This is a genomic window from Ferrovibrio xuzhouensis (genome assembly GCF_042648965.1).
GTDB classification, from domain to species: domain Bacteria; phylum Pseudomonadota; class Alphaproteobacteria; order Ferrovibrionales; family Ferrovibrionaceae; genus Ferrovibrio; species Ferrovibrio xuzhouensis.
Window position 1 is genome coordinate 653,835 of record NZ_JBHRYJ010000001.1, and the last position, 24,572, is coordinate 678,406.

Below are 24,572 nucleotides of genomic sequence, written 5' to 3' on the forward strand. Positions count from 1 at the left end.
GGGTCAGCCGCCGGTTTTCTCCGGCGGCGCGCCCCGCGGCACTCCCTGGGCATCGGTGAAATCGCAGCCCTCGGTGACGGCACCATCGAGTCTCGTCTGCTGCAGGTCGGCGCCGCGCAGGTTGGCCTGCGTCAGCTTGGCGCCGCGCAGGTCGGCGTGGCGCAGATGGGCGCCTTCCAGGCTGCTCGGGAATTTGCGGTCGGCGGTGATCACCAGGGGGCCGAGATCGGCATTGCGCAGGTCGGCATAGGCCAGTCGCGCGCCGGCAAGGTTGCTGCCGCGCAGGTCGGCGCCCTGCAGGCGCGCATTGCGCAGGTCGGCACCGGCGAGCTTGGCCCCCTGCATCAGCGCGCCTTCCATGTTGAGCCCGTAGAAGACCGCCTTGTTGGCGACCACGCCGACCAGCAATGCCTTGTACAGGCTGCCGATCTGGCGCAGGTCGAAGCCACTGAAATCGGCCAGCTTGCCCTGAGCGCCGCCAGAGGTGACCCACAGGCCGTGCTGGCGCAGGGCTTCCTCCGGCGGCATGCCGAGTTCATCGAGCGGCTTGCCGGCCGGCTTGTCGCCCAGCATGCCGGCGGTATTGGCGCCCGACATGTCGGTCTGCGTCAGCGTCGCGCCGGTCAGCACGGCATTGGTCAGCGCCGCGCCCTTCAGGCTGGCGCCCGAAAGGTCGGCGCCGGAGAGGTTGGCATTGGTCAGGTTGGCGTTGGACAGGTTGGCACGCACCAGGTTGCAGCCGACCATGATCGCGTCGGTGAAGTCGGTGTGATGCGCCATGGCGCCGCTCATCTTGGCGCTGGACAGGTTGGCGCCCTTCATCTGCGCACCTTCCATCTCGACCGGGCCGGGGTCATATTTCATCGCCACGATATTGCCGTGGCGATCGCGCTCGGCAATCATGCCGTCGCGCAGATCGGCATCGAACAGGTTCGCATGGGTCAGGTTGGCACCCTGCAGCAGGGCGCCACGCAGGTCGGCCCGCACCAGGCTGGCACCGATCAGGTTGGCGCCGCGCAAGTCGGACCCGAACAGCACCGCGCGGTCGAGGATGCAGCCGCCGAGATTGGCGCCGTTGAGCACCGCACCGGTGAAATCGGCATCGCTGAGGTCGGCGCCGATGAAGGCCATGCCGGTCAGGTCGGTGAAGGCGAAGCTGGCGCGGCGCCCGCCCATGACGCCGTTGCGATAGTCGTGATGCAGCTTGACGGTCTGGGCGATGGCCTGCTGGCTCAGTTTCCTGCGCCCGCCCGGGCTGCCGGCTTGTTCCGCCATGCCTGTCCGCCCTCCCCGCCGGCGCTCAGGCCGGCATCTTCTCGATCGCCGCGAGACCGTCCTTCATCAGCTTGCCGGCCGCATGGCCGCCACCGACCAGTTCCAGCATGCGCACCGCGCCGAACAACTGCTGCTTGGCGGCATCCTTGCCGAGCGCATTCAGCTTGCCGGCCTTGATATCGGCCAGCAGGCTGCCACCGCCCTGCTCGAGCTGCTGGCTGAGCGTCTTCAGCGTGGCGCCGATATCCTTGCCGGCACCGATACCCTCGGCCACCTTGGCTACCTTCTGGATGGCGAAGACCCGGGTCTCCGCCTGCATCTTGGCTTCAAAGGCCGCTTCGCGGGCGGCTTTCGGGTCGGCATCGGCGGCCGGTGCTTCCAGCGCCGACAGCACGGTGGCGCCGGCAGAGTCGAGCATGCTGGTCTTCACGGCCTCATGCAGCTTGGCGCTGGCCGCCTCCATCTCGGGTTGCGGTCCCTCGGCCATGCCATCGGCCTCCAGCCGGCCGACCAGATGCACGAAATCCACCACCATGCCGGCGACATTGGCATCCGGCACGGTGGCCGCATCGACACGGCCGAGCGACTTGAAGAAGCGCTTGCTGTCGCCGGCCAGCATCTGGCGGGCGAACTGGCCGGGCGTCAGGCCCTCGAAACCGGTCGGCGCATCGGCCAGCCCGTCGCAGATCGGCAGCAACTGGAAGCCGTCGGTCAGCCGCGCGATCACGAAGGCGATCATGTAGCCGGGCAGGCCGGTGCCGCTGGCGCTCAGCTCCGCATACGTCTCCTTGATCGCCGCCACCTGATCGTCGAGCAGCTTGCCGACCGGCTTGGGCGACAGCTCGTCGCGCAGCTTTTCCAGCGTACCGGCAATCTCCAGCATGCCGGTCATGTCCACCAGGTCGAGCAGCGGCGTCTCGCCGCCCAGTTTCTCGACCAGTTCGGCACGAAAAGCCGGGTCGCTGCCGGCGCGGCTGATGTCTTCGCGCAGGCGCTTCGCCGCCACCGCCCAGAGGGTGGCGCCCAGCTTGGGAATGCGCGGATCGGCGGCGGCGCCGATGCGCGGCGCCGCCTCGGTGCGCAGGCTGGCTTCGAGCTGCTTGACCGCGGTCTGGTCGAGGCCATGCACCACATAGTCCCAGCAGGCCGCCAGCGAGGTGCGCGAGATGCGACCGAACTGCTTGTCGCCGTCCTCCGGGATCACCAGAAGATCCTCGAAGGGGTGGCAGAAAATGCGCTGCAGGGTCAGGTGGCGCGGCGGCCGCGTCTTCACCAGCCGGGGCCGCAGCGTACCGAGCGCCGCATTGGCCATCGCCGCCGACAGCACCACGGCGCGCGAGCGCTCGATCAGCAGGGTCAGCTGGGCGACCTTCTCGTCGGGAATCTCGAACAGCTTGCGTTCGATATCGCGCAGTTCTGAGGCCAGATCGGTCATACCTGGCTCCGTTTGATCGTCTCGACGCGATGGATCATTTCAATGTCGAGCATGCCGGAATTCCACCCCTCCAGAGCGCGCACCTGCATCCGCGTGCTTTCCTGCATGGCCTGCAGGTTCGGACGATTGGCGGCCTCTTTGTCGGGGATGATGGGCAGAATACGGTAAATTTCCGTTACCGCTGCCCGCTGGGCATCGCGGTCGCGGCCTTCCGCGTCCCGCCACAGCAGGATGATAAACTCCCAGCCATCGATGGTCCACCACAGGCGCTCCATGTCCTTGCGGATATTGAGCCGGGCCTTTTCCCAGTTGGCGAGCACGCGTTCGGCATGCTCGATCGGCCGCCCCACCAGGATCGCCTGGTCGCGTGCGAACTCGTCGGTGAAGCGGGCAACCTTGGCAATCGAGCGGGCCAGGTCGGCGGCTTCGGACTTGTCGGTATCGGCCCAGCGGTTGAGGCCGTCGGTCAGCGCGGTGATGCTGCTGATCATGCGGCGTAGGCGGCATTCGCGCGGCATGCCGGGCACGCCGAGCTGGCCGATCATGGCCCCCCATTCCTCCAGCCGGGCATACAGCTCGTTGCTGGAGGTGTGCAGGCGCTGGGCGATATCGCCAAGCCCGCTCTTGATCCGGTCGCGGCCGCTGTCGGAGGTGAGGTCGGAAACCCGCAGGTCCATCGAACCGCCGGACATCTTCTCGATCGCCGACTTGAACAGGAAGAAGCTGGTCAGCAGCTTCTCGTCGTCATCCTCCGCCAGGGCTTCCTCGGCCATGCGCTGGGCCTCGGGGCCGGCCAGTCCGGTCCTGGCGGTTTCCAGCATGGCGTGGCGGACATCCGGCGGCAGGCAGGAATTATGGCTGAAAATCGTATCCTGCAGGGCCCGGTCGTGCATGGTCAGGGAAAAGATGTCGGGCACGTCCTTCCAGCGGATGACGTAATTGCCCTTGGCGCCGGAAAACGCCGAGACCGTCAGTTCGAGCTGCTCACGGCTGTCCTGGCGCACCCGGGCCTGGCTGAGCGCCGGGGTCGTGAAGGCGACGGCGGTGCCGCGCTCTTCGAACTTGGCGGGCTGGAACTGCTGCCCGGCTCCCCTCGGAAAATTCATCCCCCACGCCCAACGGTAGAATTGGCCTCTGATGCCCCCTACTTAACCACAAGGCGGGGTCGGCGCAAATGACTGTCGGGGTCAGCCGAGCCAGTCGCGCGATTTTTCGATCACCCGGGCGGTTTCCGCCCAGGTCTCGAGGCTGCCGAGGTCTTCCGGTGCCACCCAGGCGACAGCGGCCGCATCATCCCCCGCCACCGCCTCGCCGGCGATCCAGCGGGCGGCGTAGTCGATGATGGTGAAATGATACAGCACCCGCCCGGCGGCGTCGCGGCGCACCGAATCGATCACCTCGACCAGGCCGAGCAGCTCGATCTCGACTCCGGTCTCCTCGGCGATCTCGCGCCGCACACCCTCGGCCACCGTCTCACCCACCAGTTGCAGGCCACCCGGCAGACTCCAGATCCCCTCGCCCGGCGGCCGGCCGCGCCTGACCATCAGCACCCGGCCGTCCTTCCAGACGATGGCACCAAGCCCGACCAGCGGCTGATCCGGATATTCACGCGACATGCTGTCCTCCCTGTACCGGCCTGTTCCGGCCCGCAGCCGGCAAGCGATGCGAATACAATTGATTAGCATACTGATTTTGGCAATGTTGATGCTTCTCCTCACGCCGGTGCGCCAGCATGCTGAGACCCACTGCCCGTTCGCCGCTCCAGCTCGCCCTGCTGATGGCCGGTTTCGCGGTCATCGCGGTGACCAGCATCAGCTCGATCTGGCTGACCGACCGGATCAACGGCGTGTCGGATGAAGTCGCCCACAGCCTGCAGGTCAACGCCGCGCTGGTCACCTATATCGCTGCCCTGCGGCGCGCCGAGAGCGGCCAGCGTGGCTATCTGGTCACCGGCCGGCAGAGCTATCTCGACGACTACCGGATCGGCCTGCAGCGGAACCGCGAGATCGGCGAACAGCTGGCCGGCCTGATCGCCGAGGATCCGCCGCAGCGCGAGCAGTTCCTGCAGCTGCAGCCGCTGGTGCATCAGAAACTGGTCGAGCTCGAGCGCGTCGTCGCCATGAAAGAAGCCGGCCAGGGCGTCTCTGCCCTGGCGCTGCTGGAGACCGACGAAGGCCTGCGGGTGATGAACGAGATCTCCGGCATCATCCGCGGCATGCTCGACGAGGAGATGCAGGCCTCGGACAACAGCCAGCGCCTTGTCGACCGCTTGAACCCGATCCTGTTCATCGTCAATTTTGCCGGCAGCCTGACCATCGCCGCACTGGCCATCCTCGCCCTGCGGCTGATCCGCCGCAACAGCCGCGACCTGCTGTCGGCGCATGCCGCACTGGAACAATCCGCCGACCGGCTGGCCCTGGCCAACCGCGCGCTCGAGCAGGCCAACACCAATCTGGAGCATCGCGTGGCGGAACGGACCGCCGACCTCAGCGAGGCCAACGAGGAAATCCAGCGCTTCGCCTTCGTGGTCAGCCATGACATGCGCACGCCGCTGGTCAACGTGATGGGTTTCACCGGCGAGATCGAGGCGCTGAAGGAGGAAATCTTTGCCGGTCTTCCGGCCGATGATCCGGCCCGGCAGCGCCAGAAGACCGAACTCGGCGAGGCCATCGGCTTCATCAAGGCCTCGATCGGCAAGATGGATCGCCTGATCAATGCCGTACTGCGGCTGTCGCGGGCCGGCCAGCGCGAATTCCATCCGCAGGAGATCGACCTGCGCAGCCTGCTCCGTGGCCTGGCCGACCAGTTCGCCCATCGCGCCCAGGCGGCAGACTGCCGGATCGAGATCGACGACCTGCCGCAGATCGTCAGCGACCGGCTGGCCATCGAGCAGATCTTCTCCAACCTGCTCGACAATGCAGTAAAATATCTCCGGCCTGGCGTTGCGGGTGAGATCACGATCCGCGCCGAGGACGCGGCCGATACGGTGGCGATCCGGGTCGGCGACAACGGGCGCGGCATCGATCCGCGCGATCACGAGCGCATCTTTGAATTGTTTCGCCGCTCCGGCGATCCCGACCAGCCGGGCGAAGGCATCGGCCTCGCCCATGTCCGCATCGTGGTGCGCCGGATCGGCGGCAGCATCAGGGTCAGCAGCACGCCGGCCACCGGCACGATTTTTACCGTTACTTTACCAAAACAGTGGAAAGCATATCCCGAAGCATCAGGACGCGTGCCTGAGAGGGACAGAATCGATGCCTGAGCAGCAGCCCGTGACCATCGTGATGATCGAGGATGACGAGGGTCATGCCCGCCTGATCGAGAAGAACATCCGGCGCGCCGGCGTCAACAACGAAATCGTGCCGTTCACTGCGGGCGAGCCGGCACTGCAATACCTGCTCGGTGCCGATGGCAACGGTGCCGGCCATCGGCACGAAGCGACGCTGATCCTGCTCGACCTCAACCTGCCCGACATGCAGGGCACCGAAATCCTGCGCCGCGTGAAGGCAAGCCCCGGCATGAAGCTGGCGCCGGTGGTGATCCTGACCACCACCGACGACGAAAAGGAAATCCAGAACTGCTATGCGCTGGGCTGCAACGTCTACATCACCAAGCCGGTGAACTACGAGAATTTCGCCCAGGCGATCCGCGCGCTCGGCCTGTTCTTCACCGTGATGCAGGTGCCCGAGAACGGCCACTAGGCGGCTGCCAGACAAAACGGCCGCGCAGGTTGCCCCACGCGGCCGTTTGCGGTTCTGCGGTCCGGTTTATTCGGCGGCCAGCGCCGCGGCCCCGTTGAGCAGGTCCCATACCTTCTGCGGCGTCGCCGGCATGTCGACATGGGTAATGCCGGCCGGCAGCAGCGCGTCGGCCAGTGCGTTCATCGTCGCCGGCGCCGAGCCCACCGCACCCGCCTCGCCGGCGCCCTTGACGCCGAGCGGATTGGTCTTGCACGGCACCTCGCAGAGGATCACCTCGATCTCCGGGAAATCGTCGGCCCGCGGCATGCAGTAATCGGTGAAGGTGCCGGTCAGCAGCTGGCCGTCATCGTCATAAACCACGCTTTCATACAGCGCCTGGCCGACGCCCTGCACCACGCCGCCATGGATCTGGCCCTTGACGATGGTCGGGTTGATCACCCGGCCCATGTCGTCGGCGACCACGTAGCGCACCACCGTGGTGATGCCGGTGGCCGGATCGACCTCCAGCTCGCAGACATGGCAGCCGTTCGGGAAGGTGATCGCCTGCACCTGCCAGTCGGCCACGGTATCGAGACCGCCAGTCTGCCCGGCGGCGACACCGGCCCGCTTGCGGGCCTCCTGCGCCACCTCGGCAATGCCGACGCCACGGTCGGTGCCGGCCACCGCAAAGCGGCCGGCGACGAATTCGATGTCGCCCTGCGCGGTTTCCAGCATCTCGGCAGCGACCGCCTTGCCCTTCTCGATCACGCCGTCATTGGCCTTGAGGATGGCGCCGCCCTCGGAATACAGCGAACGCGCACCGCCGGTGCCGCCGCCGGTGGGGATCGCGTCGCTGTCGCCCTGGCGGATGCGCACCTTGTCGAAATCGACACCAAGCTGCTCGGCGACGATCTGGGTATAGGCGGTCTCGTGGCCCTGTCCGGTCGACTGGGTGCCGACATAGACCTCGACGATACCGTCCTCGAGGAAACGCACTTCGGCGCGTTCACTCGGTGCGCCGCCGGTCGCCTCGAGGTAATAGGCCATACCGATACCGCGCAGCATGCCGCGCTTCCTGGCTTCCGCACGGCGCGTCTCGAAACCGTCCCAGTCGATCGCCTTCAGCGCCGTGTTGGCGGTATTCTCGAATTCGCCGGAATCATAGGTCAGGCCCATGGCGCTGGTCCACGGGAAGGCCGAGGGCGGGATGAAGTTCTGCTTGCGTAGCGCCGAACGCTCGACGCCGAGTTCGCGCGCCGCCTTGTCGATCAGGCGCTCCATCAGGTAGTTCGATTCCGGCCGGCCGGCGCCGCGATAGGCATCGACCGGCACGGTGTTGGTGAACACGCCCTCGACATGGGCATGCACCGCCTGGAAGCGATAGACCGAGGACAGCACCTTGGTGCCGGCCATGGTCGGGATCATCGGCGCATAGGTCGACAGATAGGCGCCCATATCGGCGATGTTATAGGTGCGCAGCGCCAGGAAGTTGTTGTCCTTGTCGAGCGCCAGTTCGCCATGGGTCAGGTTGGCGCGGCCATGGGTATCGGTCAGGAAGGCTTCCGACCGCTCCGAGGTCCACTTCACCGGCCGGCCGAGCGCGCGGGCGGCGAACATGGTCAGCACCTGTTCGGGGTAGATGAAGATCTTCATGCCGAAGCCGCCGCCGACATCGCTGGTGATGACATGCAGGCTCGATGGCTCGACGCCGAGGATCTTCGACAGCACGTTCTTCTGCACCCAGACGCCCTGGGTCGGCACATAAAGCGTGAAGCGGCCGGTGGCGGCGTCGAAAGCAGCCAGCGAGACGCGCGCCTCCATCGAGGCGACGATGACACGGTTGTTCTCGATGGTGATCTTCACGACCCTGGCGGCCGAAGCGAACAGCGCGTCGGCTTTTTCCTTGTTGCCGACCTCCCAGTCGAAGGCGCGGTTGTTCGGCGCCTCCGGCCAGATCTGCGGTTGGCCGGCATCCATCGTGGTGGCGAGATGGGCGGCGGCCGGCAGCGGGTCGTAATCGACCTCGATCAACTCGGCAGCATCACGGGCCTGGACCTGGGTTTCGGCCACCACGAAGGCCACCGGGTCGCCGACATGGCGCACCGCACCGTCGGCAAGCGTCGGCCGCGCCGGATCGGCACGCAGGGATCCGTCGCGGTTCTTCAGCGGGATCATGCAAGGCAGGTTGCCGATGCCGGCCGTCTTCAGGTCGGCCACGGTATAGACCGCCAGCACGCCCGGCGCCGCCTTGGCGGCCGTCGTGTCGATCGAACGGATTTTCGCATGGGCATGGGGCGAGCGCAGCACCACGCCGACGGCTTGGTTGGGCAGGGAAATGTCATCGGTATAGCGGCCGGCACCGGTGATGAAACGCTGGTCTTCCACGCGGCGAACCGGCTGGCTCTGGCCGAACTTGGTCATCGGGGGCGTCCTTTCGGGAGACGGCTGTCTGGCAGGCTGGGGGCCAAGGAATGAACCTGGGGAAACGATCCTGGGGAAATGATAGGGAGTCCGGCGGGGGGTTTTCAACCCGCCGGTTACAGATCATTGCCGGGGTACATTTTCCGGCCGGACAGAAATCGCACCCACCGCATTGGTCACCTGGAGGGAACCCACCCGGTCAGGGGCCATAGGCCCGCAGCGAGCGGTAGCTCCAGAACGGGAGCGCCCCCATCAGCACGCAGAAACCGGAAAACAGGAAAACCGCGGTATAGCCGCCGGTCCAGTCGTGCAGCAGGGCGCCGATGAAGGTGCCGAGCGACACGCCCACTCCGGAACCGACCATGATGGTGCCGAAAATCGCCCCGAAGCGGCGCCCTTTGAAAATCAATGCGGCGGTGGCGCCGATCATTGGTCCGCGGGCGCCGAAGGACAGCCCGACCAGCAGCACGAACAGCGACATGAACACCATATTCTGGTGCGCCTTGAGCGCCCAGAGCGCGGCCAGTCCGGCCAGGCTGAAGGCATAGGAGATGGCGGCCGAGGCATGGCGGCCGATGCGACCGTCGGCCCAGGCGAAGCCGATGATGCCGATCGGGGTCAGCACGCCGATCAGGCCATAGATCGAGGCGGCCTGCAGCGGCGGGTAGCCGAGTTCGATCAGATAAGCGACTGCCTGTACCATGACCGAGAACATCCCGGCGCTGGTGAACAGGAACACCGAAGCCAGGCCCCAGAAGGCGGTGGTGCGCATGGCCGACAGCACCGTCCATTCGTCGCCCGGCAGGCCGTCGGCGCGCACCAGCGGCGGCGGCGCGGCGATGCGGCCGGCCTGCGCCTGCGGCCAGCGCACCAGCAGCAGCAGCGGGCTGAGCAGCACGACGATGCCGGCCATGCTGGCATAGGCCACGCGCCAGCCGCCGGTATCGATCAGCAGCTGGGCCAGCGGCACCAGCAGCAGCGAGCCGACGCCGAGGCCGGCATAGACCACGCTCATGGCGCGCGACAGCGCCGCCCCCTCGAACCAGCGCGCCAGCAGCGCCGAATGCGGCGCATTGCCAAGCGAGGCGGCCGCGCCGCCGACGCCAAGCCCGATAAACAGGTAGAGCTGCCACAGGGTGCCGCTCAGCGATGCCAGCGCCAGACCGCTGGCGAGGAACAGGAAGCCGCCGATATAGAGCCGCAGCGGCCCGAAGCGGTCGAAGCAGTAACCGGCGAGCGGCGCGCCAAAGCCGGCGATCAGCATCTGCACCGAATAGATCGCCGCCACGGCGGCACGGTCGGTCTTGAAATCCTCGGTCAGCGCCAGCAGGAAGGTGGCGAAGGTCTCACCCATGCCGCGCGACAGGGCATTCAACCCGAAGCACAGGCCGACCAGGACGATGGCGGCCTTGGCGGGCGTGCGGCCGGCAGACGCGGGACTGGCAGACGCGGGACTGGCGGCAGGTTCTGGTCCGTCCTCCGGCATCGGCTCAGTCCGCCGCGCCGGCTGCGGCCTGCTTCAGCATCTGCCGGGCGATGACGATCTGCTGGATCTGGCTGGTGCCCTCGTAGAGACGGAACAGGCGGACGTCGCGGTAGAAGCGCTCGACGGCGTAATCCTGGATATAGCCCGAGCCGCCATGTACCTGCACGGCGCGGTCGGCGACGCGGCCGACCATTTCGGAGGCGAAATACTTGCAGCAGGAGGCTTCCATCGAGACATTCTCGCCGACACTGTAGCGCCGGGCCGCGTCGCGGATCATGCAGCGTGCGGCATAGGCTTCGGTGCGGCTGTCGGCCAGCATGGCCTGGACCAGCTGGAACTCGGCGATCGGCTGGCCGAACTGTTTGCGGTCGCGGGCATAGGCCACCGCCTCGTGGATCAGCCGCTCGGCGGCGCCGACGCACATGGCCGAGATATGCAGCCGCCCCCGGTCGAGCACTTTCATCGCCGTCTTGAAGCCCTGCCCCTCGCGGCCACCGATGATATTCGCCGCCGGCACCTTCACGTTGTCGAAAATCACGTCGGCGGTATGCGAGCCGCGCTGGCCCATCTTGCGGTCATGCTTGCCGATGGAGATGCCCGGCGTGTTCGCCTCGACGATGAAGGCCGTCACCCCGCCGGCGCCCTTGTTGGCCGGATCGGTGCGCGCCATCAGGGTGAACACGCCGGCATGCGGCGCATTGGTGATGAAGCGCTTGGTGCCGTTGACGACGTAATGGTCGCCCTGGCGTTCGGCGCGGGTCCTGACGCTGGCCGCATCCGAACCGGCCTCGGGCTCGGTCAGCGCGAAGCTGGAGATCACTTCGCCGCTGGCCAGTTTCGGCAGCCAGGTCTGCTTCTGCTCCGGCGTGCCGTCGATCAGGATGCCCTGGCTGCCGATGCCGACATTGGTGCCGAACATGCTGCGGAAGGCCGGCGAGGTCCAGCCCAGTTCGAAGACCAGCTCGACCTCTTCCGCAAGGGCAAGGCCGAGACCGCCGTATTCCTCGGGGATCGACAGGCCGAACAGGCCCATCCCGGCAAATTCGCCGCGGATTTCGTCGGGGATGCGGTCGTCGTCGGCGACCTGCTGTTCCAGCGGCACCAGCCGCTCGCGTACGAAGCGTCGCAGCACCTGCCGCGTCTGCTCAAGCGTTTCCGTGTCCATGGTCGTTTTCTTCACTCTGCCGCAAGGGTCTGCGGCAAGATTGGCACAACCGCCGCGGCCGGAAAAGCCGGCAGCCTCAGTTCTTGCGCAGCAGCACCGCCGCCAGCCAGCCGGCCAGCATGGCGGTCAGCACGGCGACGAGACCGTAGGCGGCCGGTGCCTGCCGCGAGAAATCATAGATTTCCTGCTCGATGCCCTGCTTGTCGATGAACAGCGGGCTCGACTGCGCGGCGATGATACGGTCGTCGCGGATCAGGTAGACCTCGGCCTGGTAAGTGCCGACCGGCGCCGTCGCCGGGAAGCTGATCGCAGTGCGGAACAGCTTGGGGCCGAGGAAGTCGACGCCGCCGACGCTCTGGTGATACAGCCCCTCGTAGCCTTTCTGGCGGATCAGCGCTTTGCGGAATTCGTCGACATCCTCGACGATGCCGCTGCCGACAAAGCGGAACCGCAGGCCGCCGAGCCCGATCTGCAGGCGCTGCAGCAGGGTCTCCGGTGCGATCTCGGCCAGCGGCTTGGTGCTGGTGACAGCATAAAAGGCCGGCACGCCGTCAAACGTGGCGGAACGCCGGGTCAGCCACAGGCCGAAGGTCGATTCCTTGCGCCGCACCACCGCGGTGCTGGTCGGCCCGCGCACCACCACGATGATATCGCCCGGCTCGTCGATGGCCCCAAACAAAAGCAGGTCGGTGCCGGTAAAGTTGGAGGTGATGGCGATCAGATGCGACGACAGGTCGGTGATCAGCGGAGAATCGGCCGGTGCCGGACCCCGTGTCTGCGTCGCGCCGCGGGTTTGCGCCGAAGCCGGCGGCGACGCGACCAGCGGGGCGGCCAGCAGCGCGAGCAGCAGGACCAAGCGATATTGCCGCATCATCGCTGCGACCCCGCTTCGAGGAAATAGACGTCGTCGGGCGGGATAACAAGCTGGGTGGCGAGCACCACCGCCACGGCCAGCACCACGGCGGCCAGCAGGCCGCGGATCTGCTCGCCGCGCAGGCGTGCGCCATGGCGCACGCCATATTGCGCACCGACCACCGACCCCATCACCAGCAGCAGCACCAGGGTCAGGTCGACGGTCTGGGTCGAGATTGCGTGCAGCATGGTGACGTTGGCGGTAACAAAAATGATCTGCACCAGCGAGGTGCCGATCACCACCGCGGTCGGCATGCCGAGCAGGTAGATCATCGCCGGCACCAGCATGAAGCCGGCGCCGACGCCCATGATGGCGGCGAGGATACCGACCACGAAGCCAAGCGCGACCGGCAGCAGCGCGCTGACATAGAGCTGCGACTTGCGGAACCGCAGCTTGAACGGCAGCACGCGGATCCACGGATGATCGTGCATGCGCCGGCGCCGCATGGGCGGTTGCACGGCACCGCCGCGGCTGCGCCAGAACAGGCGGATGCTGTCGGTCATCATCAGGCTGCCGATCAGGCCGAGAATGACGACATAGGACAGCGCAATCACCGCATCGAGCTGGCCGATGCGCTTGAGCACCGAGAAGAGATAGGCGCCGAAGGCCGAGCCGGCGAGGCCGCCGATCAGCAGCACACCGCCCATCTTGAAATCGACATTGCCCTTGCGCCAGTGGGCGTAGACCGCCGAGACGCTGGAGGCGACCACCTGGTTAGCCGAGGCGGCCACCGCCACCGGCGGCGGCACGCCGATGAAGATCAGCAGCGGCGTCAGCAGGAAGCCGCCGCCGACGCCGAACAGGCCGGACAGATAGCCGACCGCCGCCCCGAGGCCGAGTGGCAGCCAGAGGCTGACCGACATCTCAGCGATGGGGAGGTAGATCTGCATAACCGGGAACCGGACCCTGACTGAAGCTAAGGAAAAAGCGGACGGAACCGCCGCGGCAATGGAAAGCTACAATGCCGCGACAAGGGTTGCGATTTCGTGACCGGTCACGAGGTTTGCGCGGTTTGCCGCGGTGCCGTGTCGCCCACGCCGGCGCGCTCGAGTTCGCGGCCGATGCTGCCGGTCAGGAAACAGGCGTACATGCGGTAATCGGACACCAGCGACCAGAGGGGATAGCGGAAGGTGGCCGGGCGGTTCTTCTCGATGAAGAAATGCCCGATCCAGGCCGGGCCGTAACCGGCCACCAGGCCGGCGCCCAGCCAGCCCCATTGGCCGGTCGCCACCAAGGCCGCGAGGCAGGCCAGCGCCGCCGTGCTGCCGGCATAATGCCAGGCGCGGGTCGTCGGTTTTTTGTGCTCGCGCAGGTAGTAGGGCCAAAAATCGCTGTACGACTCGATCCGATTGTCGGACAATGTGTCGGGCATGGTGGTCCCTCCGGCTGGTTGGCCGGGGCCATCATACGCCCGTAAAATGCGGAAATCCAAGAGAAACCGGCTCTGCCGGGCGGATGCTCATAGTTTCATCTTGACGTTTACGTAAACGTAAACTAAGAGTCGCCGCCAAGAAACAGAGCCTGACTGAGGGAGGCTAACCGTGTCGGACAAGACCTACACGATCACTGAACTGGCGCATGAATACGACGTCACCCCGCGCGCCATCCGTTTCTATGAAGACAAGGGCCTGCTGCATCCGTCCCGCCAGGGCATGATGCGTGTCTACGCCCGCCGCGACCGCGCCCGCCTGCAGCTGATCCTACGCGGCAAACGGCTCGGCTTCAGCCTCGCGGAAATCCGCGAGATGATCGACCTTTATGATGTCGGCGATGGCCGGGTCGAGCAGATGAAGCTGACGCTCAAGCGCTCGCAGGAGCGCCTGGCCGCGCTGGAGCTGCAGAAACGCGACATCGACGACGCCATTCTGCAGCTGAAGCACGACGTGCGCATCATCGACGAGTTCCTGAAGGTGAAAGAGCGCAGCCGCGAGGCGCCGAGCTTCAAGGAATTCATCCAGGGCCGCGTCGGCCAGCTCGCCGAGGTCGCCGAATAAGTCGCGGCGGGGCCCTGTCCCGCCCCGCCCCGTCCGCTATCTACTGCCGTTCAAGCAAGCAACGAACAGTCCTGTCCGTCCGCCGAAGGAGACGCCGTCATGATGCGCAACGTGGTGATCGCTGGTTATGCCCGCTCGCCGTTCACTCTGGCCCGCAAGGGCGCCCTGACCAAGGTGCGCCCCGATGACCTGACCGCCCAGGTCATCAAGGCGCTGGTGGAACGCACGGGCGTCGACCCGAAAGCCATCGAGGATGTCATCGTCGGCTGCGCCTTCCCGGAGGGCGAGCAGGGCCTGAACGTCGCCCGCCTGATCAGCTTCCTCGCCGGCCTGCCGCAGGAGGCCGCCGGCACCACGGTGAACCGCTTCTGCGGTTCGTCGATGCAGTCGATCCACCAGGCCGCCGGCGCCATCCAGATGAATGCCGGCGAGGCCTTCATCTGCGCCGGCGTCGAGAGCATGACCCGCATCCCCATGGGCGGCTTCAACACCCTGCCGAACCCCAGGCTGCTGAAGGATTACCCGCAGGCCTATGTCTCCATGGGCATCACGGCGGAAAATCTCGCCAACAAATACGGCATCGACCGCAAGGCCCAGGAGCAGATGGCGGTCGACAGCCATGCCAAGGCCGCCGCCGCGCAGAAGGCCGGCAAGCTGAAGGACGAGATCGTCGCCATCGTCGACGGCAACAGCCGCGTCGAGGAAGACGGCTGCATCCGCGCCGACACCTCGGCTGAAGGCCTCGCCGGGCTGAAGCCGGCGTTCGACGAGCAGGGCTCGGTCACCGCCGGCACCTCCTCGCCGCTGACCGACGGCGCCTCGGCGACGCTCGTCTGCTCGGAGGATTTCGCCAAGGCCCATGGCCTGAAGCCGCTGGCCCGCATCAAGGCGGTGGCGGTGGCCGGCTGCGCACCGGAACTGATGGGCATCGGCCCGGTGCCGGCGACCAGGAAGGCGCTGGAGCGCGCCGGCCTCAAGCTGCAGGACATCGACATCATCGAACTGAACGAGGCCTTTGCAGCCCAGACGCTGGCCTGCGTCAAACAGGCCGATTACGACATGTCGAAGGTCAACCTCGATGGCGGCGCCATCGCGCTCGGCCATCCGATGGGCGCCACCGGCGCGCGCATCACCGGCAAGGCAGCATCGCTGCTGCAGCGCGAGGGCAAGCAGTTCGCGCTGGCCACCCAGTGCATCGGCGGCGGCCAGGGCATCGCCACCGTTCTCGAAGCCGTCTGAGCCGGGGTATCCGACCATGACCGAAATCAAGAAAGTCGCGGTGATCGGCTCCGGCGTGATGGGGTCCGGCATCGCCGCCCATGTCGCCAATGCCGGCATCCCAGTGATCCTGCTCGACATCGTGCCCCCCAATGTCGGAGTGGGGGGTGCCAACGACCGTTCGGCGCTCGCCAAGGGCGCCATCGAACGGATGCTGAAGACCAAGCCGGCGCCCTTCATGCATGCGCGGGTCGCCAAGCTGGTCACGCCGGGCAATCTGGAAGACGACCTCGACAAGCTGGCCGATGTCGACTGGATCTGCGAGGCGATCATCGAGAATGTCGACCTCAAGCGGAAGCTCTATGCCACGCTGGAGCAAAAGCGCAAAAAGGGCTCGATCGTCACGTCGAACACCTCGACGATCCCGCTCGACCTGCTGACCGAGGGCCTGCCGGACAGCTTCGCCGCCGATTTCGCCGTCACCCACTTCTTCAACCCGCCGCGCTACATGCGGCTGTTCGAGCTGGTGAAGGGCCCGAAGACCAAACCCGCGACCATCGATGCGCTGCGCCGTTTCGGCGACGTCAGGCTCGGCAAGGAGGTGGTCGACTGCAAGGACCGCCCGGGTTTCATCGCCAACCGCATCGGCATCTACTGGTCGACGGTCGCCACCGCGCTGGCCTATGACCTCGGCCTGACCGTCGAGGAGGCCGACAGCATCGTCGGCCGGCCGATGGGCGTGCCGAAGACCGGCATTTTCGGTCTTGCCGACCTCACCGGCATCGACCTCGGCCCCTATGTGGTCGGCTCGATGCTCAAGACCCTGCCGAAGACCGATGCACTGCACCAGTTCTACAAGGCGGACCATCCGCTGAACGCCCTGATGCAGAAGATGATCAAGGACGGCTATACCGGCCGCAAGGGCAAGGGCGGCTTCTACCGCGCCCGCGGCAAGGAAGCCCTCGATCTGAAGACCGGCGACTACCGCGCCACCCAGCGTGCCAGTCTCGGCTCGGCCAGGGCAGCCAAGGCCGGCCTGCGCGCGCTGGTCGACTTCGACGACAAGGGCGGCCAGTATGCCTGGGGCGTGCTCAGCCGCGTGCTGTCCTATGCCGCCGACCTGGTGCCGGAAATCGCCGACGACATCCTCGCCGTCGATACCGCGATGAAAACGGGCTACGCCTGGAAATACGGGCCGTTCCAGCAGATCGACCAGCTCGGCACCCAGTGGTTCGCCGACAAGCTGAAGGCGTCCGGCCTGCCGGTGCCGAAGATGGTGGAAATCGCCAAGGGCCGTCCCTTCTACAAGGAAGAGGGCGACAAGGCCTATCGCCTGATGCCGTCAGGCGACTATGCCGAAATCGCCGTCGCGGCCGATGCCTGGGCGCTGGCCGACAAGAAGCGCGGCAAGCAGCCGATCGCCTCGAACCGCGGCGCCAGCCTGTGGGACATCGGCGACGGCGTCGTCTGCCTCGAACTGCATACCAAGATGAACGCGGTCGACGCCGACATCATCAGTATGGTCAAGGAAGCCGCCAAGATCGACAAGAAGGGCTTCAAGGCCCTGATCATCGGCGGCGACTACGACAATTTCTCGGTCGGCGCCAATGTCGGCATCGCGCTGTTCCAGGCCAATATCGCCATGTGGCCCGCCATCGAGCAGGGCATCAGCGAAGGCCAGGATGCCTATATGAAGCTGAAATACGCCCCCTTCCCCGTCGTCGCGGCGGTGGCGGGCATGGCGCTCGGCGGCGGCTGCGAGATCGCCCTGCATTCCTCGGCGATCCAGGCCCATGCCGAAAGCTACATGGGCCTCGTCGAGGTCGGCGTCGGCGTCATCCCCGGCTGGGGCGGCTGCAAGGAGCTGACCACGCGCGCGATTCTCAACAAGCGGCGCCCCGGCGGCCCGATGCCGGCGCTGGCCCAGGTATTCGAGGCGATTTCGACGGCCAAGGTCTCGACCTCGGCCATGGAAGCCCGCGACATGCTGATCCTGCGCGACGGCGACGGCATCACCATGAACCGCCGCCGCCTGCTGGCCGATGCCAAGGCGAAGGCGCTGGAACTGGCCAAGGACTACCAGGTGCCGAAGCCGGTCGAGATCAACCTGCCCGGCCCGACGGCGAAGGCCGCCATGGAACTGGCCGTACAGGGCTTCCACCAGCAGGGCAAGGCGACCAAGCACGATGTCGTCGTCTCGCTGGCGCTGGCCAACGTGGTGTCGGGCGGCAAGACCGACATCACCGAGCCGGTGACCGAGAAGAAGCTGCTGGAACTCGAGCGCGAGAATTTCATGGCGCTGATCAAGACCAATGCGACGCTCGACCGCATCGAGCACATGCTGACCAAAGGCAAACCCCTGCGCAACTGACGCCAGGGCCAAGTAGGAAAGTTTGCAGGGAGACAGGCCATGCCGAGCTATACCGCACCGATCAAGGACTTCCAGTTCGTGCTGCATGACGTGCTGCAGATGGAAAAGCTGAGCAACCAGCTCGGCTTCACCGATGCCAGCCGTGACGTCATCGACGCGGTGCTGGAAGAAGGCGGCAAGTTCATGAGCGCGGTGACCGCCCCGCTCAACCAGAGCGGTGACCAGGAAGGCTGCCACTGGGACAACGGCGTGGTCACCACGCCGAAGGGCTTCAAGGAAGCCTACCAGCAGTATTGCGAGGCCGGCTGGGGCGGCCTGACCGCGGAAGAGAAATACGGCGGCCAGGGCCTGCCGCATGTGCTGGGCATCGCCATGGCGGAAATCCAGTCCGCTGCCAACATGGCCTTTGCCATGTATCCCGGCCTGACCCACGGCGCCTACGAGGCCCTGCTGCGGCACGGCTCGGAAGAGCAGAAGGACATGTATCTGCCCAATATGGCGTCCGGCAAATGGACCGGCACCATGAACCTGACCGAGCCGCATTGCGGCACGGATCTCGGCCTGATGCGCACCAAGGCCGAGCCGCAGGCCGATGGCAGCTACCTAATCTCCGGCACCAAGATCTTCATCTCGGCCGGCGAGCATGACCTGGCAGAGAACATCATCCATCTGGTGCTGGCCAAGATTCCCGGCGGTCCGGAAGGCATCAAGGGCGTCAGCCTGTTCGTGGTGCCGAAATTCCTGGTCAACCCGGACGGCAGCCTCGGTGCCCGCAACGGCGTGTCCTGCGGCTCGATCGAGCACAAGATGGGCATCCATGCCAACTCGACCTGCGTGCTGAACTACGACAGCGCCAAAGGCTGGCTGGTCGGCCAGATGCACAAGGGCATGCAGGCGATGTTCGTGATGATGAACGCCGCCCGTCTCGGCGTCGGCGTGCAGGGTCTCAGCCAGGCCGAGGTCGCCTACCAGAACGCGCTGACCTATGCCAATGACCGGCTGCAGGGCCGCTCGATCACCGGCACCAAGGTGCCGGACAAGCCCGCCGACCCGATCATCGTGCACCCGGACATCCGGCGCATGCTGATGACCATGAAGGCGTTTACCGAGGGCAGCCGCGCGCTGGCGCTGTGGACCGGCATCGAGCTCGATGTCGCCGCCAAGCATCCCGATGCCGAGCGCCGCCAGGAGGCCGACGACCTCGTCGCCTTCCTGACCCCGATGGTCAAGGCCTATATGACTGACTACGGCTACCAGTGCGCCACCATGGCGCAGCAGGTCTACGGCGGCCACGGCTATATCCAGGAATGGGGCATGGAGCAGTTCGTGCGCGATGCCCGCATCGCCATGATCTACGAAGGCGCCAACGGCATCCAGGCGCTCGACCTCGTCGGCCGCAAGCTGCCGACCGGCATCGGCCGGCTGGCGCGGCGCTTCTTCCATCCGGTGTCGACCTTCATCGAAGACAACATGATGGATGCCGCCATCGGCAAGGACTACGTGATGCCGCTGGCCAAGGCCTTTGCCCGCCTGCAGACCGCCACCGCGGTGATCAGCGAGCGCGGCATGAAGAACCCCGATGAGGCCGGTGCCGCCTCGTGGGATTACCTGAACCTGTTCGCGCTGGTCGCGCTCGGCTTCATGTGGGCCAAGATGGCCAAGGTGGCCAAGGTGAAGCTCGCCGAGGGCGCCGACGACAAGGACTTCTACGAGACCAAGCTGGTCACCGCCCGCTTCTTCATGGACCGCATGCTGCCCGACACATCCGCGCAGCTCGCCAAGATCCAGGCCGGCGCCGAAAGCACCATGATGCTGAAGGCGGCCAATTTCTGACCCAAAAAGGGCCGCGCCACTCTTCACAAGAAAGGGGGCGCGGCACGTCTACGGAGGAAACGAAAAGACCATGACCGAATTCGGCATCCCGCGGAGCGTCTATTCCGAAGACCACCTGATGTTCCGCGACGCCGCGCGCAAGTTCTTCGAGCGCGAGGTCGTCCCCCATCATGCCAAGTGGGAAGAGGACGGCGTGGTGCCGCGCGAGGTCTGGCGCAAGGCCGGTGCGGCCGGCTTCCTCTGCCCGACCATGCCGGAGGAATACGGCGGCTCCGGCGTCGACCGCGCCTATTCGGCGATCCTGATGGAGGAGCAGGCCTATACCGGCTGCACCGGCCCGGGCTTTTCGCTGCATTCCGACATCGTCGCGCCCTACCTGCTGCATTACGGCAGCGAGGCGCAGAAGCAGAAGTGGCTGCCCAAGATGGCCAGCGGCGAGGTGATCGGCGCCATCGCCATGACCGAGCCCGGCGGTGGCTCCGACCTGCAGGCGGTGAAGACCACCGCGATCCGCGACGGCAACGAATTCGTCATCAACGGCCAGAAGACCTTCATCACCAACGGCCAGAACGCCGACCTGGTGATCGTGGTGACCAAGACCGACCCCAAACAGGGCGCCAAGGGCACCAGCCTGTTCCTGGTCGAGGCCGGCCGCGAGGGCTTCACCAAGGGCCGCAATCTCGAAAAACTCGGCATGAAGGCGCAGGACACCTCCGAACTGTTCTTTGCCGACGTGCGCGTGCCGCCGGAGAACATGCTGGGCGGCGAGGGCCAAGGCTTCTTCTACCTGATGCAGGAACTGGCCTGGGAGCGGCTGCAGATCGCCATCATGGCCGTCGCCGGCTGCGAGGCGGCGCTGAAATGGACCACCGACTATGTCCGTGAGCGCAAGGCCTTCGGCAAGGCGGTGATCGACTTCCAGAACACCAAATTCGAGCTGGCCGAGATAAAGACCGAGACCCAGATTGCCCGGGTCTTCGTCGACAAATGCATCGAGCTGGTGGTCGAGAAGAAGCTCGACGTCGCCACCGCGGCGATGGCGAAATACTGGTGCAGCGACCTGCAATGCAAGGTCCTCGACCGCTGCCTGCAGCTGTTCGGCGGCTACGGCTTCATGTGGGAATACCCGATCACCCGCGCCTATGCCGATGCCCGCGTGCAGCGCATTTACGGCGGCACCAACGAGATCATGAAGGAACTGATCAGCCGCACATTGTGAGGCTGACCCGATGCCAAGGGAGAAACGACCATGACCGAAGCCTTTATCTACGATGCCGTGCGCACGCCGCGCGGCAAGGGCCGCGCCAGCGGTGCCCTGCATGAGGTCACCCCGATGCGGCTGGCCACCACCGCGCTGGAAGCCGTGCGCGACCGCAACGAGCTTGACACCTCGCTGGTGGACGATGTGGTGCTGGGCTGCGTGATGCCGGTCGGCGAACAGGGCGCCGATATCGCCCGCGTCGCCGTGATCCAGTCGGGCTATGCCGAGACCACCGCCGGGGTGCAGGTCAACCGCTTCTGTGCCTCGGGGCTGGAAGCCTGCAACATGGCCGCCGCCCAGGTGATGTCGGGCCAGTCGCAGATGGCGATCGGCGGCGGCGTCGAGAGCATGAGCCGGGTACCGATGGGCGCTGACGGCGGCGCCTGGTCGACCGACCCGGCGGTCGCGCTGCCGACCTATTTCGTGCCCCAGGGCATCTCGGCCGACCTGATCGCCACCAAATACGGCTTCTCCCGCGACGACGTCGATGCTTACGCCGTCGAGAGCCAGAAACGCGCCAAACGCTCGTGGGACGAGGGCCGCTTCTCGAAGTCGATCATCGCCGTGAAAGACATCAACGGCCTGACCGTGCTGGACCGCGACGAGCATATGCGGCCCGACACCACCATGCAGACCCTGGCTGCGCTCGATCCGTCCTTTGGCGTCATGGGCGAACAGTTCGGCTTCGATTCGGTGGCCACCCAGCGCTACCCGGAGGTCGAGCGTATCGAGCATGTCCACCATGCCGGCAATTCGTCCGGCATCGTCGACGGCGCCGCCGCGGTCCTGATCGGCAATGCCGAGGCCGGTAAGCGCGCCGGCCTCAGGCCGCGCGCCCGCATCCGCAGCTTTGCCTCGATCGGTTCCGAGCCGACCATCATGCTGACCGGCCCGAGCTTTGCCGCCGAAAAGGCGCTGAAGAACGCCGGCATGAAACCGTCCGACATCGATCTCTGGGAACTCAACGAGGCCTTCGCTTCCGTCGTCCTGCGCTTCATGCAGGCGTTGAACATCCCGCACGACAGGATCAACGTGAACGGCGGCGCCATCGCGCTCGGCCATCCGCTCGGCGCCACCGGGGCGATGATCCTCGGCACCATGGTCGACGAGCTGGAGCGCAGCGGCAAGAGCACGGCACTAATCACGCTCTGTGTCGGCGCCGGCATGGGCACCGCCACCATCATCGAGCGCGTCTGAGCGCCGCAGCAGGATCGGGTAGCGACATGATCGAATACAGCATCGACGGCGACGGCATTGCCGCCATCGTCTGGAACATGGCCGACCGGCCGATGAACGTGATGAACGGCGAGAGCCTCGCCGCCTTCCGCGAGGCGGTCTACAAGGCGATCGCCGACAAGGCGGTCAAGGGCGTGATCGTCACCTCGGCCAAGGGCGATTTCGTCGCCGGCGCCGACCTCGTCAATCTTCTGAAAGAATCGAAAGACGCGGCCAAGGCGCTGCAGAACAGCTTTGCCCTGCAGAAGCTGTTTCGCGACATCGAAAAGGCCGGCAAGCCCTTCGTCGCCGCGATCAACGGCACGGCACTCGGCGGCGGCTACGAGATCTGCCTTGCCTGCCATCGCCGCATCGCCGCCGACAACCCGAAGGCGCTGATCGGCCTGCCGGAAGCCACCATCGGGCTGCTGCCCGGCGCCGGCGGCACCCAGCGGCTGCCGCGCATGATCGGTGTCTCGAAAGCCCTGCCGATGATGCTGGAAGGCCGCAAGGTCGACCCGAAGGCGGCACTGGCGCTCGGCATGGTCGACGAGGTCGTGCCGCCGGGCGAACTGCTGATCCGCGCCAAAGCCTGGCTGCTCGGCGAGGGCCAGACCGCCCATGTGAAACCCTGGGACCAGAAGGGCTTTCGTGTGCCGGAAGCCGCCAACACGCCGAAAGGCATGCAGGTGTTCACCGCCGGCAACGCCATGCTGCGCGCCAGGACCATGGGCAATTATCCCAATGCCCAGTACATCATGTCCTGCGTCTACGAGGGCATGCTGGTCGATATCGACACGGGCCTCAAGATCGAAAGCCGCTATTTCGTCGCTTGCACCCAGTCGAAGGAAGCGCGCAACATGATCCGCTCGCTGTTCTTCTCGATCGGCGAGGCCAACAAGCTGGCCAACCGGCCCAAAGGCGTGCCGACCCAGGCCTATACGAAGATCGGCATCCTCGGCGCCGGCATGATGGGCGCCGGCATTGCCTGGGCCGCCTCCTCGGCCGGGCTGCAGGTCGTGCTGCTCGATTCGACGCAGGAGTCCGCCGACCGTGGCAAGGCCTATAGCGCCGGCCTGCTCGACAAGCGGATCAAGGCGAAGAAGGCCACCGAGGCCGACAAGGAGAAGCAGCTTGGCCTGATCACCGCGACCACCAGCTATGAGGCGCTCAAGGGCTGCGACCTGGTGATCGAGGCGGTGTTCGAGGACCGCGCCATCAAGGCCGAGGTGACGAAGCGGGCCGAGGCGCAACTGGCCGCCGATGCCATCTTTGCGTCGAATACCTCGACCCTGCCGATCACCGGCCTGGCCGAGGCCAGCGCCCGGCCGGCCAATTTCATCGGCCTGCATTTCTTCTCGCCGGTCGACCGCATGCCGCTGGTCGAGATCATCCGCGGCAAGGCGACCTCGGACGAGACGCTGGCGCGCGCCATGGATTTCGTGAAGAAAATCCGCAAGACGCCCATCGTGGTCAACGACAGCCGCGGCTTCTATACCAGCCGGGTCTTTGCCACCTACGTGAACGAGGGCCTGTCCCTGCTGGCCGAGGGCGTCGCCCCGGCACTGATCGAGAATGCCGGCAAGGCCGCCGGCATGCCGGTCGGACCGCTGGCGCTGGCCGACGAGGTGTCGCTGGAACTGATGCACCGGATCCGCAGCCAGACCCGCAGGGATCTCGGCGCCGCCTACAAGCCCGACAGTTCCGAACCGGTGCTGGGCCTGCTGGTCGAAAAGCTCGGCCGCATGGGCAAAAAGGCCGGCAAAGGTTTCTACGACTACCCGGTCGACGGGAAAAAGCGGCTGTGGCCGGAGCTGGCCCAGCACTTCCCGGTGAAGGCCGAACAGCCGGCGCTCGCCGATGTCATCAAACGGCTGGTCTATATCCAGTCGGTCGAGACCGCCCGCTGCCTGGAGGAGAAGGTCGTCATCGACCTGCGCGACGCCGATGTCGGCTCGATCATGGGCTGGGGCTTCCCGCCCTTCCGTGGCGGCACGGTCAGCCAGATCGACACCGTCGGCCTGCAGCCCTTCGTCGCCGAATGCGACCAGCTTGCCCAGAAATTCGGCAGCCGCTTCACGCCGCCGAAACTGCTGCGCGACATGGCCGCCGAGGGACGCAGCTTCTACACGGCCTGACCGTATCCCGCACGAAACAGCGAAGGCCGGGCTTGTCCCGGCCTTTTTGTTGCCTGCAGCAGATATTGTGCAGCGACCGCAGCCTTTCGCGGCGCAACATCGAATTTCGCCACACGGTGGCGCATGAAGGCCAAACTGGCATTGACCCGCTAGGTTCCCCGACCTAC

The 24,572-nt window shown here is 66.1% G+C and carries 19 protein-coding genes; 9 read left to right on the forward strand and 10 right to left on the reverse strand.

Going from position 1 to position 24,572, the window contains the following annotated elements; all coding sequences use genetic code 11:
* Positions 1 to 3: 3 nt before the first annotated feature.
* From ACFOOQ_RS03115 to ACFOOQ_RS03130, 4 genes are all read right to left on the reverse strand, one after another.
* On the reverse strand, positions 4 to 1,275 hold the full coding sequence (locus ACFOOQ_RS03115) for a pentapeptide repeat-containing protein (RefSeq protein ID WP_379721629.1): 1,272 nt from the start codon (positions 1,273 to 1,275) through the stop codon (positions 4 to 6).
* A gap of 25 nt (positions 1,276 to 1,300) precedes the next feature.
* Positions 1,301 to 2,710, reverse strand: a complete 1,410-nt coding sequence (locus ACFOOQ_RS03120) for a hypothetical protein (protein ID WP_379721632.1) — start codon at positions 2,708 to 2,710, stop codon at positions 1,301 to 1,303.
* On the reverse strand, positions 2,707 to 3,816 hold the full coding sequence (locus tag ACFOOQ_RS03125) for a hypothetical protein (protein ID WP_379721635.1): 1,110 nt from the start codon (positions 3,814 to 3,816) through the stop codon (positions 2,707 to 2,709). The genes ACFOOQ_RS03120 and ACFOOQ_RS03125 overlap by 4 nt, the downstream gene beginning before the upstream one ends.
* A gap of 81 nt (positions 3,817 to 3,897) precedes the next feature.
* On the reverse strand, positions 3,898 to 4,326 hold the full coding sequence (locus ACFOOQ_RS03130) for an NUDIX hydrolase (protein ID WP_379721638.1): 429 nt from the start codon (positions 4,324 to 4,326) through the stop codon (positions 3,898 to 3,900).
* A 116-nt stretch (positions 4,327 to 4,442) separates the two neighbouring features.
* Here ACFOOQ_RS03130 and ACFOOQ_RS03135 point away from each other — a divergent pair, with 116 nt between their 5' ends.
* Together ACFOOQ_RS03135 and ACFOOQ_RS03140 are read left to right on the forward strand one after the other, a co-directional pair.
* Positions 4,443 to 5,972, forward strand: coding sequence for a sensor histidine kinase (locus tag ACFOOQ_RS03135; protein ID WP_379721641.1), 1,530 nt, complete (start codon positions 4,443 to 4,445; stop codon positions 5,970 to 5,972).
* On the forward strand, positions 5,965 to 6,411 hold the full coding sequence (locus ACFOOQ_RS03140) for a response regulator (protein WP_379721644.1): 447 nt from the start codon (positions 5,965 to 5,967) through the stop codon (positions 6,409 to 6,411). The genes ACFOOQ_RS03135 and ACFOOQ_RS03140 overlap by 8 nt, the downstream gene beginning before the upstream one ends.
* A 66-nt stretch (positions 6,412 to 6,477) precedes the next feature.
* Here the strand turns inward: ACFOOQ_RS03140 and ACFOOQ_RS03145 are convergent, their stop codons facing one another.
* The 6 genes from ACFOOQ_RS03145 to ACFOOQ_RS03170 all read right to left on the reverse strand — a co-directional run bounded on the left by ACFOOQ_RS03145 (position 6,478) and on the right by ACFOOQ_RS03170 (position 13,747).
* Entirely contained in the window at positions 6,478 to 8,811 is a 2,334-nt protein-coding gene (locus tag ACFOOQ_RS03145) for a xanthine dehydrogenase family protein molybdopterin-binding subunit (RefSeq protein WP_379721648.1), read from the reverse strand.
* Between the two features lie 199 nt (positions 8,812 to 9,010).
* The gene (locus tag ACFOOQ_RS03150; protein WP_379721651.1) at positions 9,011 to 10,297 is read right to left on the reverse strand and encodes an MFS transporter; all 1,287 of its coding nucleotides are present in this window, start codon (positions 10,295 to 10,297) and stop codon (positions 9,011 to 9,013) included.
* 4 nt (positions 10,298 to 10,301) lie between these two features.
* Positions 10,302 to 11,462 carry an acyl-CoA dehydrogenase family protein gene (locus ACFOOQ_RS03155; protein ID WP_379721654.1) on the reverse strand — a complete coding sequence of 387 codons (1,161 nt, stop codon included), beginning with the start codon at positions 11,460 to 11,462 and terminating at the stop codon, positions 10,302 to 10,304.
* A gap of 76 nt (positions 11,463 to 11,538) precedes the next feature.
* The gene (locus ACFOOQ_RS03160) at positions 11,539 to 12,336 is read right to left on the reverse strand and encodes a TIGR02186 family protein (protein WP_379721657.1); all 798 of its coding nucleotides are present in this window, start codon (positions 12,334 to 12,336) and stop codon (positions 11,539 to 11,541) included.
* Complete coding sequence (locus ACFOOQ_RS03165; protein WP_379721660.1) at positions 12,333 to 13,265, reverse strand: sulfite exporter TauE/SafE family protein; 933 nt, start codon at positions 13,263 to 13,265, stop codon at positions 12,333 to 12,335. The genes ACFOOQ_RS03160 and ACFOOQ_RS03165 overlap by 4 nt, the downstream gene beginning before the upstream one ends.
* 104 nt (positions 13,266 to 13,369) lie before the next feature.
* Positions 13,370 to 13,747, reverse strand: a complete 378-nt coding sequence (locus ACFOOQ_RS03170) for an Mpo1-like protein (protein ID WP_379721663.1) — start codon at positions 13,745 to 13,747, stop codon at positions 13,370 to 13,372.
* 169 nt (positions 13,748 to 13,916) lie between these two features.
* Here ACFOOQ_RS03170 and ACFOOQ_RS03175 point away from each other — a divergent pair, with 169 nt between their 5' ends.
* The 7 genes from ACFOOQ_RS03175 to ACFOOQ_RS03205 all read left to right on the forward strand — a co-directional run bounded on the left by ACFOOQ_RS03175 (position 13,917) and on the right by ACFOOQ_RS03205 (position 24,405).
* Entirely contained in the window at positions 13,917 to 14,369 is a 453-nt protein-coding gene (locus ACFOOQ_RS03175) for a MerR family transcriptional regulator (protein ID WP_379721666.1), read from the forward strand.
* A 102-nt stretch (positions 14,370 to 14,471) separates the two neighbouring features.
* Entirely contained in the window at positions 14,472 to 15,608 is a 1,137-nt protein-coding gene (locus tag ACFOOQ_RS03180) for a thiolase family protein (protein ID WP_379725318.1), read from the forward strand.
* 16 nt (positions 15,609 to 15,624) lie between these two features.
* Positions 15,625 to 17,958, forward strand: coding sequence for a 3-hydroxyacyl-CoA dehydrogenase/enoyl-CoA hydratase family protein (locus ACFOOQ_RS03185; RefSeq protein ID WP_379721669.1), 2,334 nt, complete (start codon positions 15,625 to 15,627; stop codon positions 17,956 to 17,958).
* 39 nt (positions 17,959 to 17,997) lie between these two features.
* Entirely contained in the window at positions 17,998 to 19,791 is a 1,794-nt protein-coding gene (locus ACFOOQ_RS03190) for an acyl-CoA dehydrogenase C-terminal domain-containing protein (RefSeq protein ID WP_379721672.1), read from the forward strand.
* A gap of 70 nt (positions 19,792 to 19,861) precedes the next feature.
* Positions 19,862 to 21,010, forward strand: a complete 1,149-nt coding sequence (locus tag ACFOOQ_RS03195) for an acyl-CoA dehydrogenase family protein (RefSeq protein ID WP_379721675.1) — start codon at positions 19,862 to 19,864, stop codon at positions 21,008 to 21,010.
* A gap of 30 nt (positions 21,011 to 21,040) precedes the next feature.
* Positions 21,041 to 22,249, forward strand: a complete 1,209-nt coding sequence (locus ACFOOQ_RS03200; protein WP_379721678.1) for an acetyl-CoA C-acetyltransferase — start codon at positions 21,041 to 21,043, stop codon at positions 22,247 to 22,249.
* A 26-nt stretch (positions 22,250 to 22,275) separates the two neighbouring features.
* On the forward strand, positions 22,276 to 24,405 hold the full coding sequence (locus tag ACFOOQ_RS03205) for a 3-hydroxyacyl-CoA dehydrogenase NAD-binding domain-containing protein (protein WP_379721681.1): 2,130 nt from the start codon (positions 22,276 to 22,278) through the stop codon (positions 24,403 to 24,405).
* Positions 24,406 to 24,572: the final 167 nt, after the last annotated feature.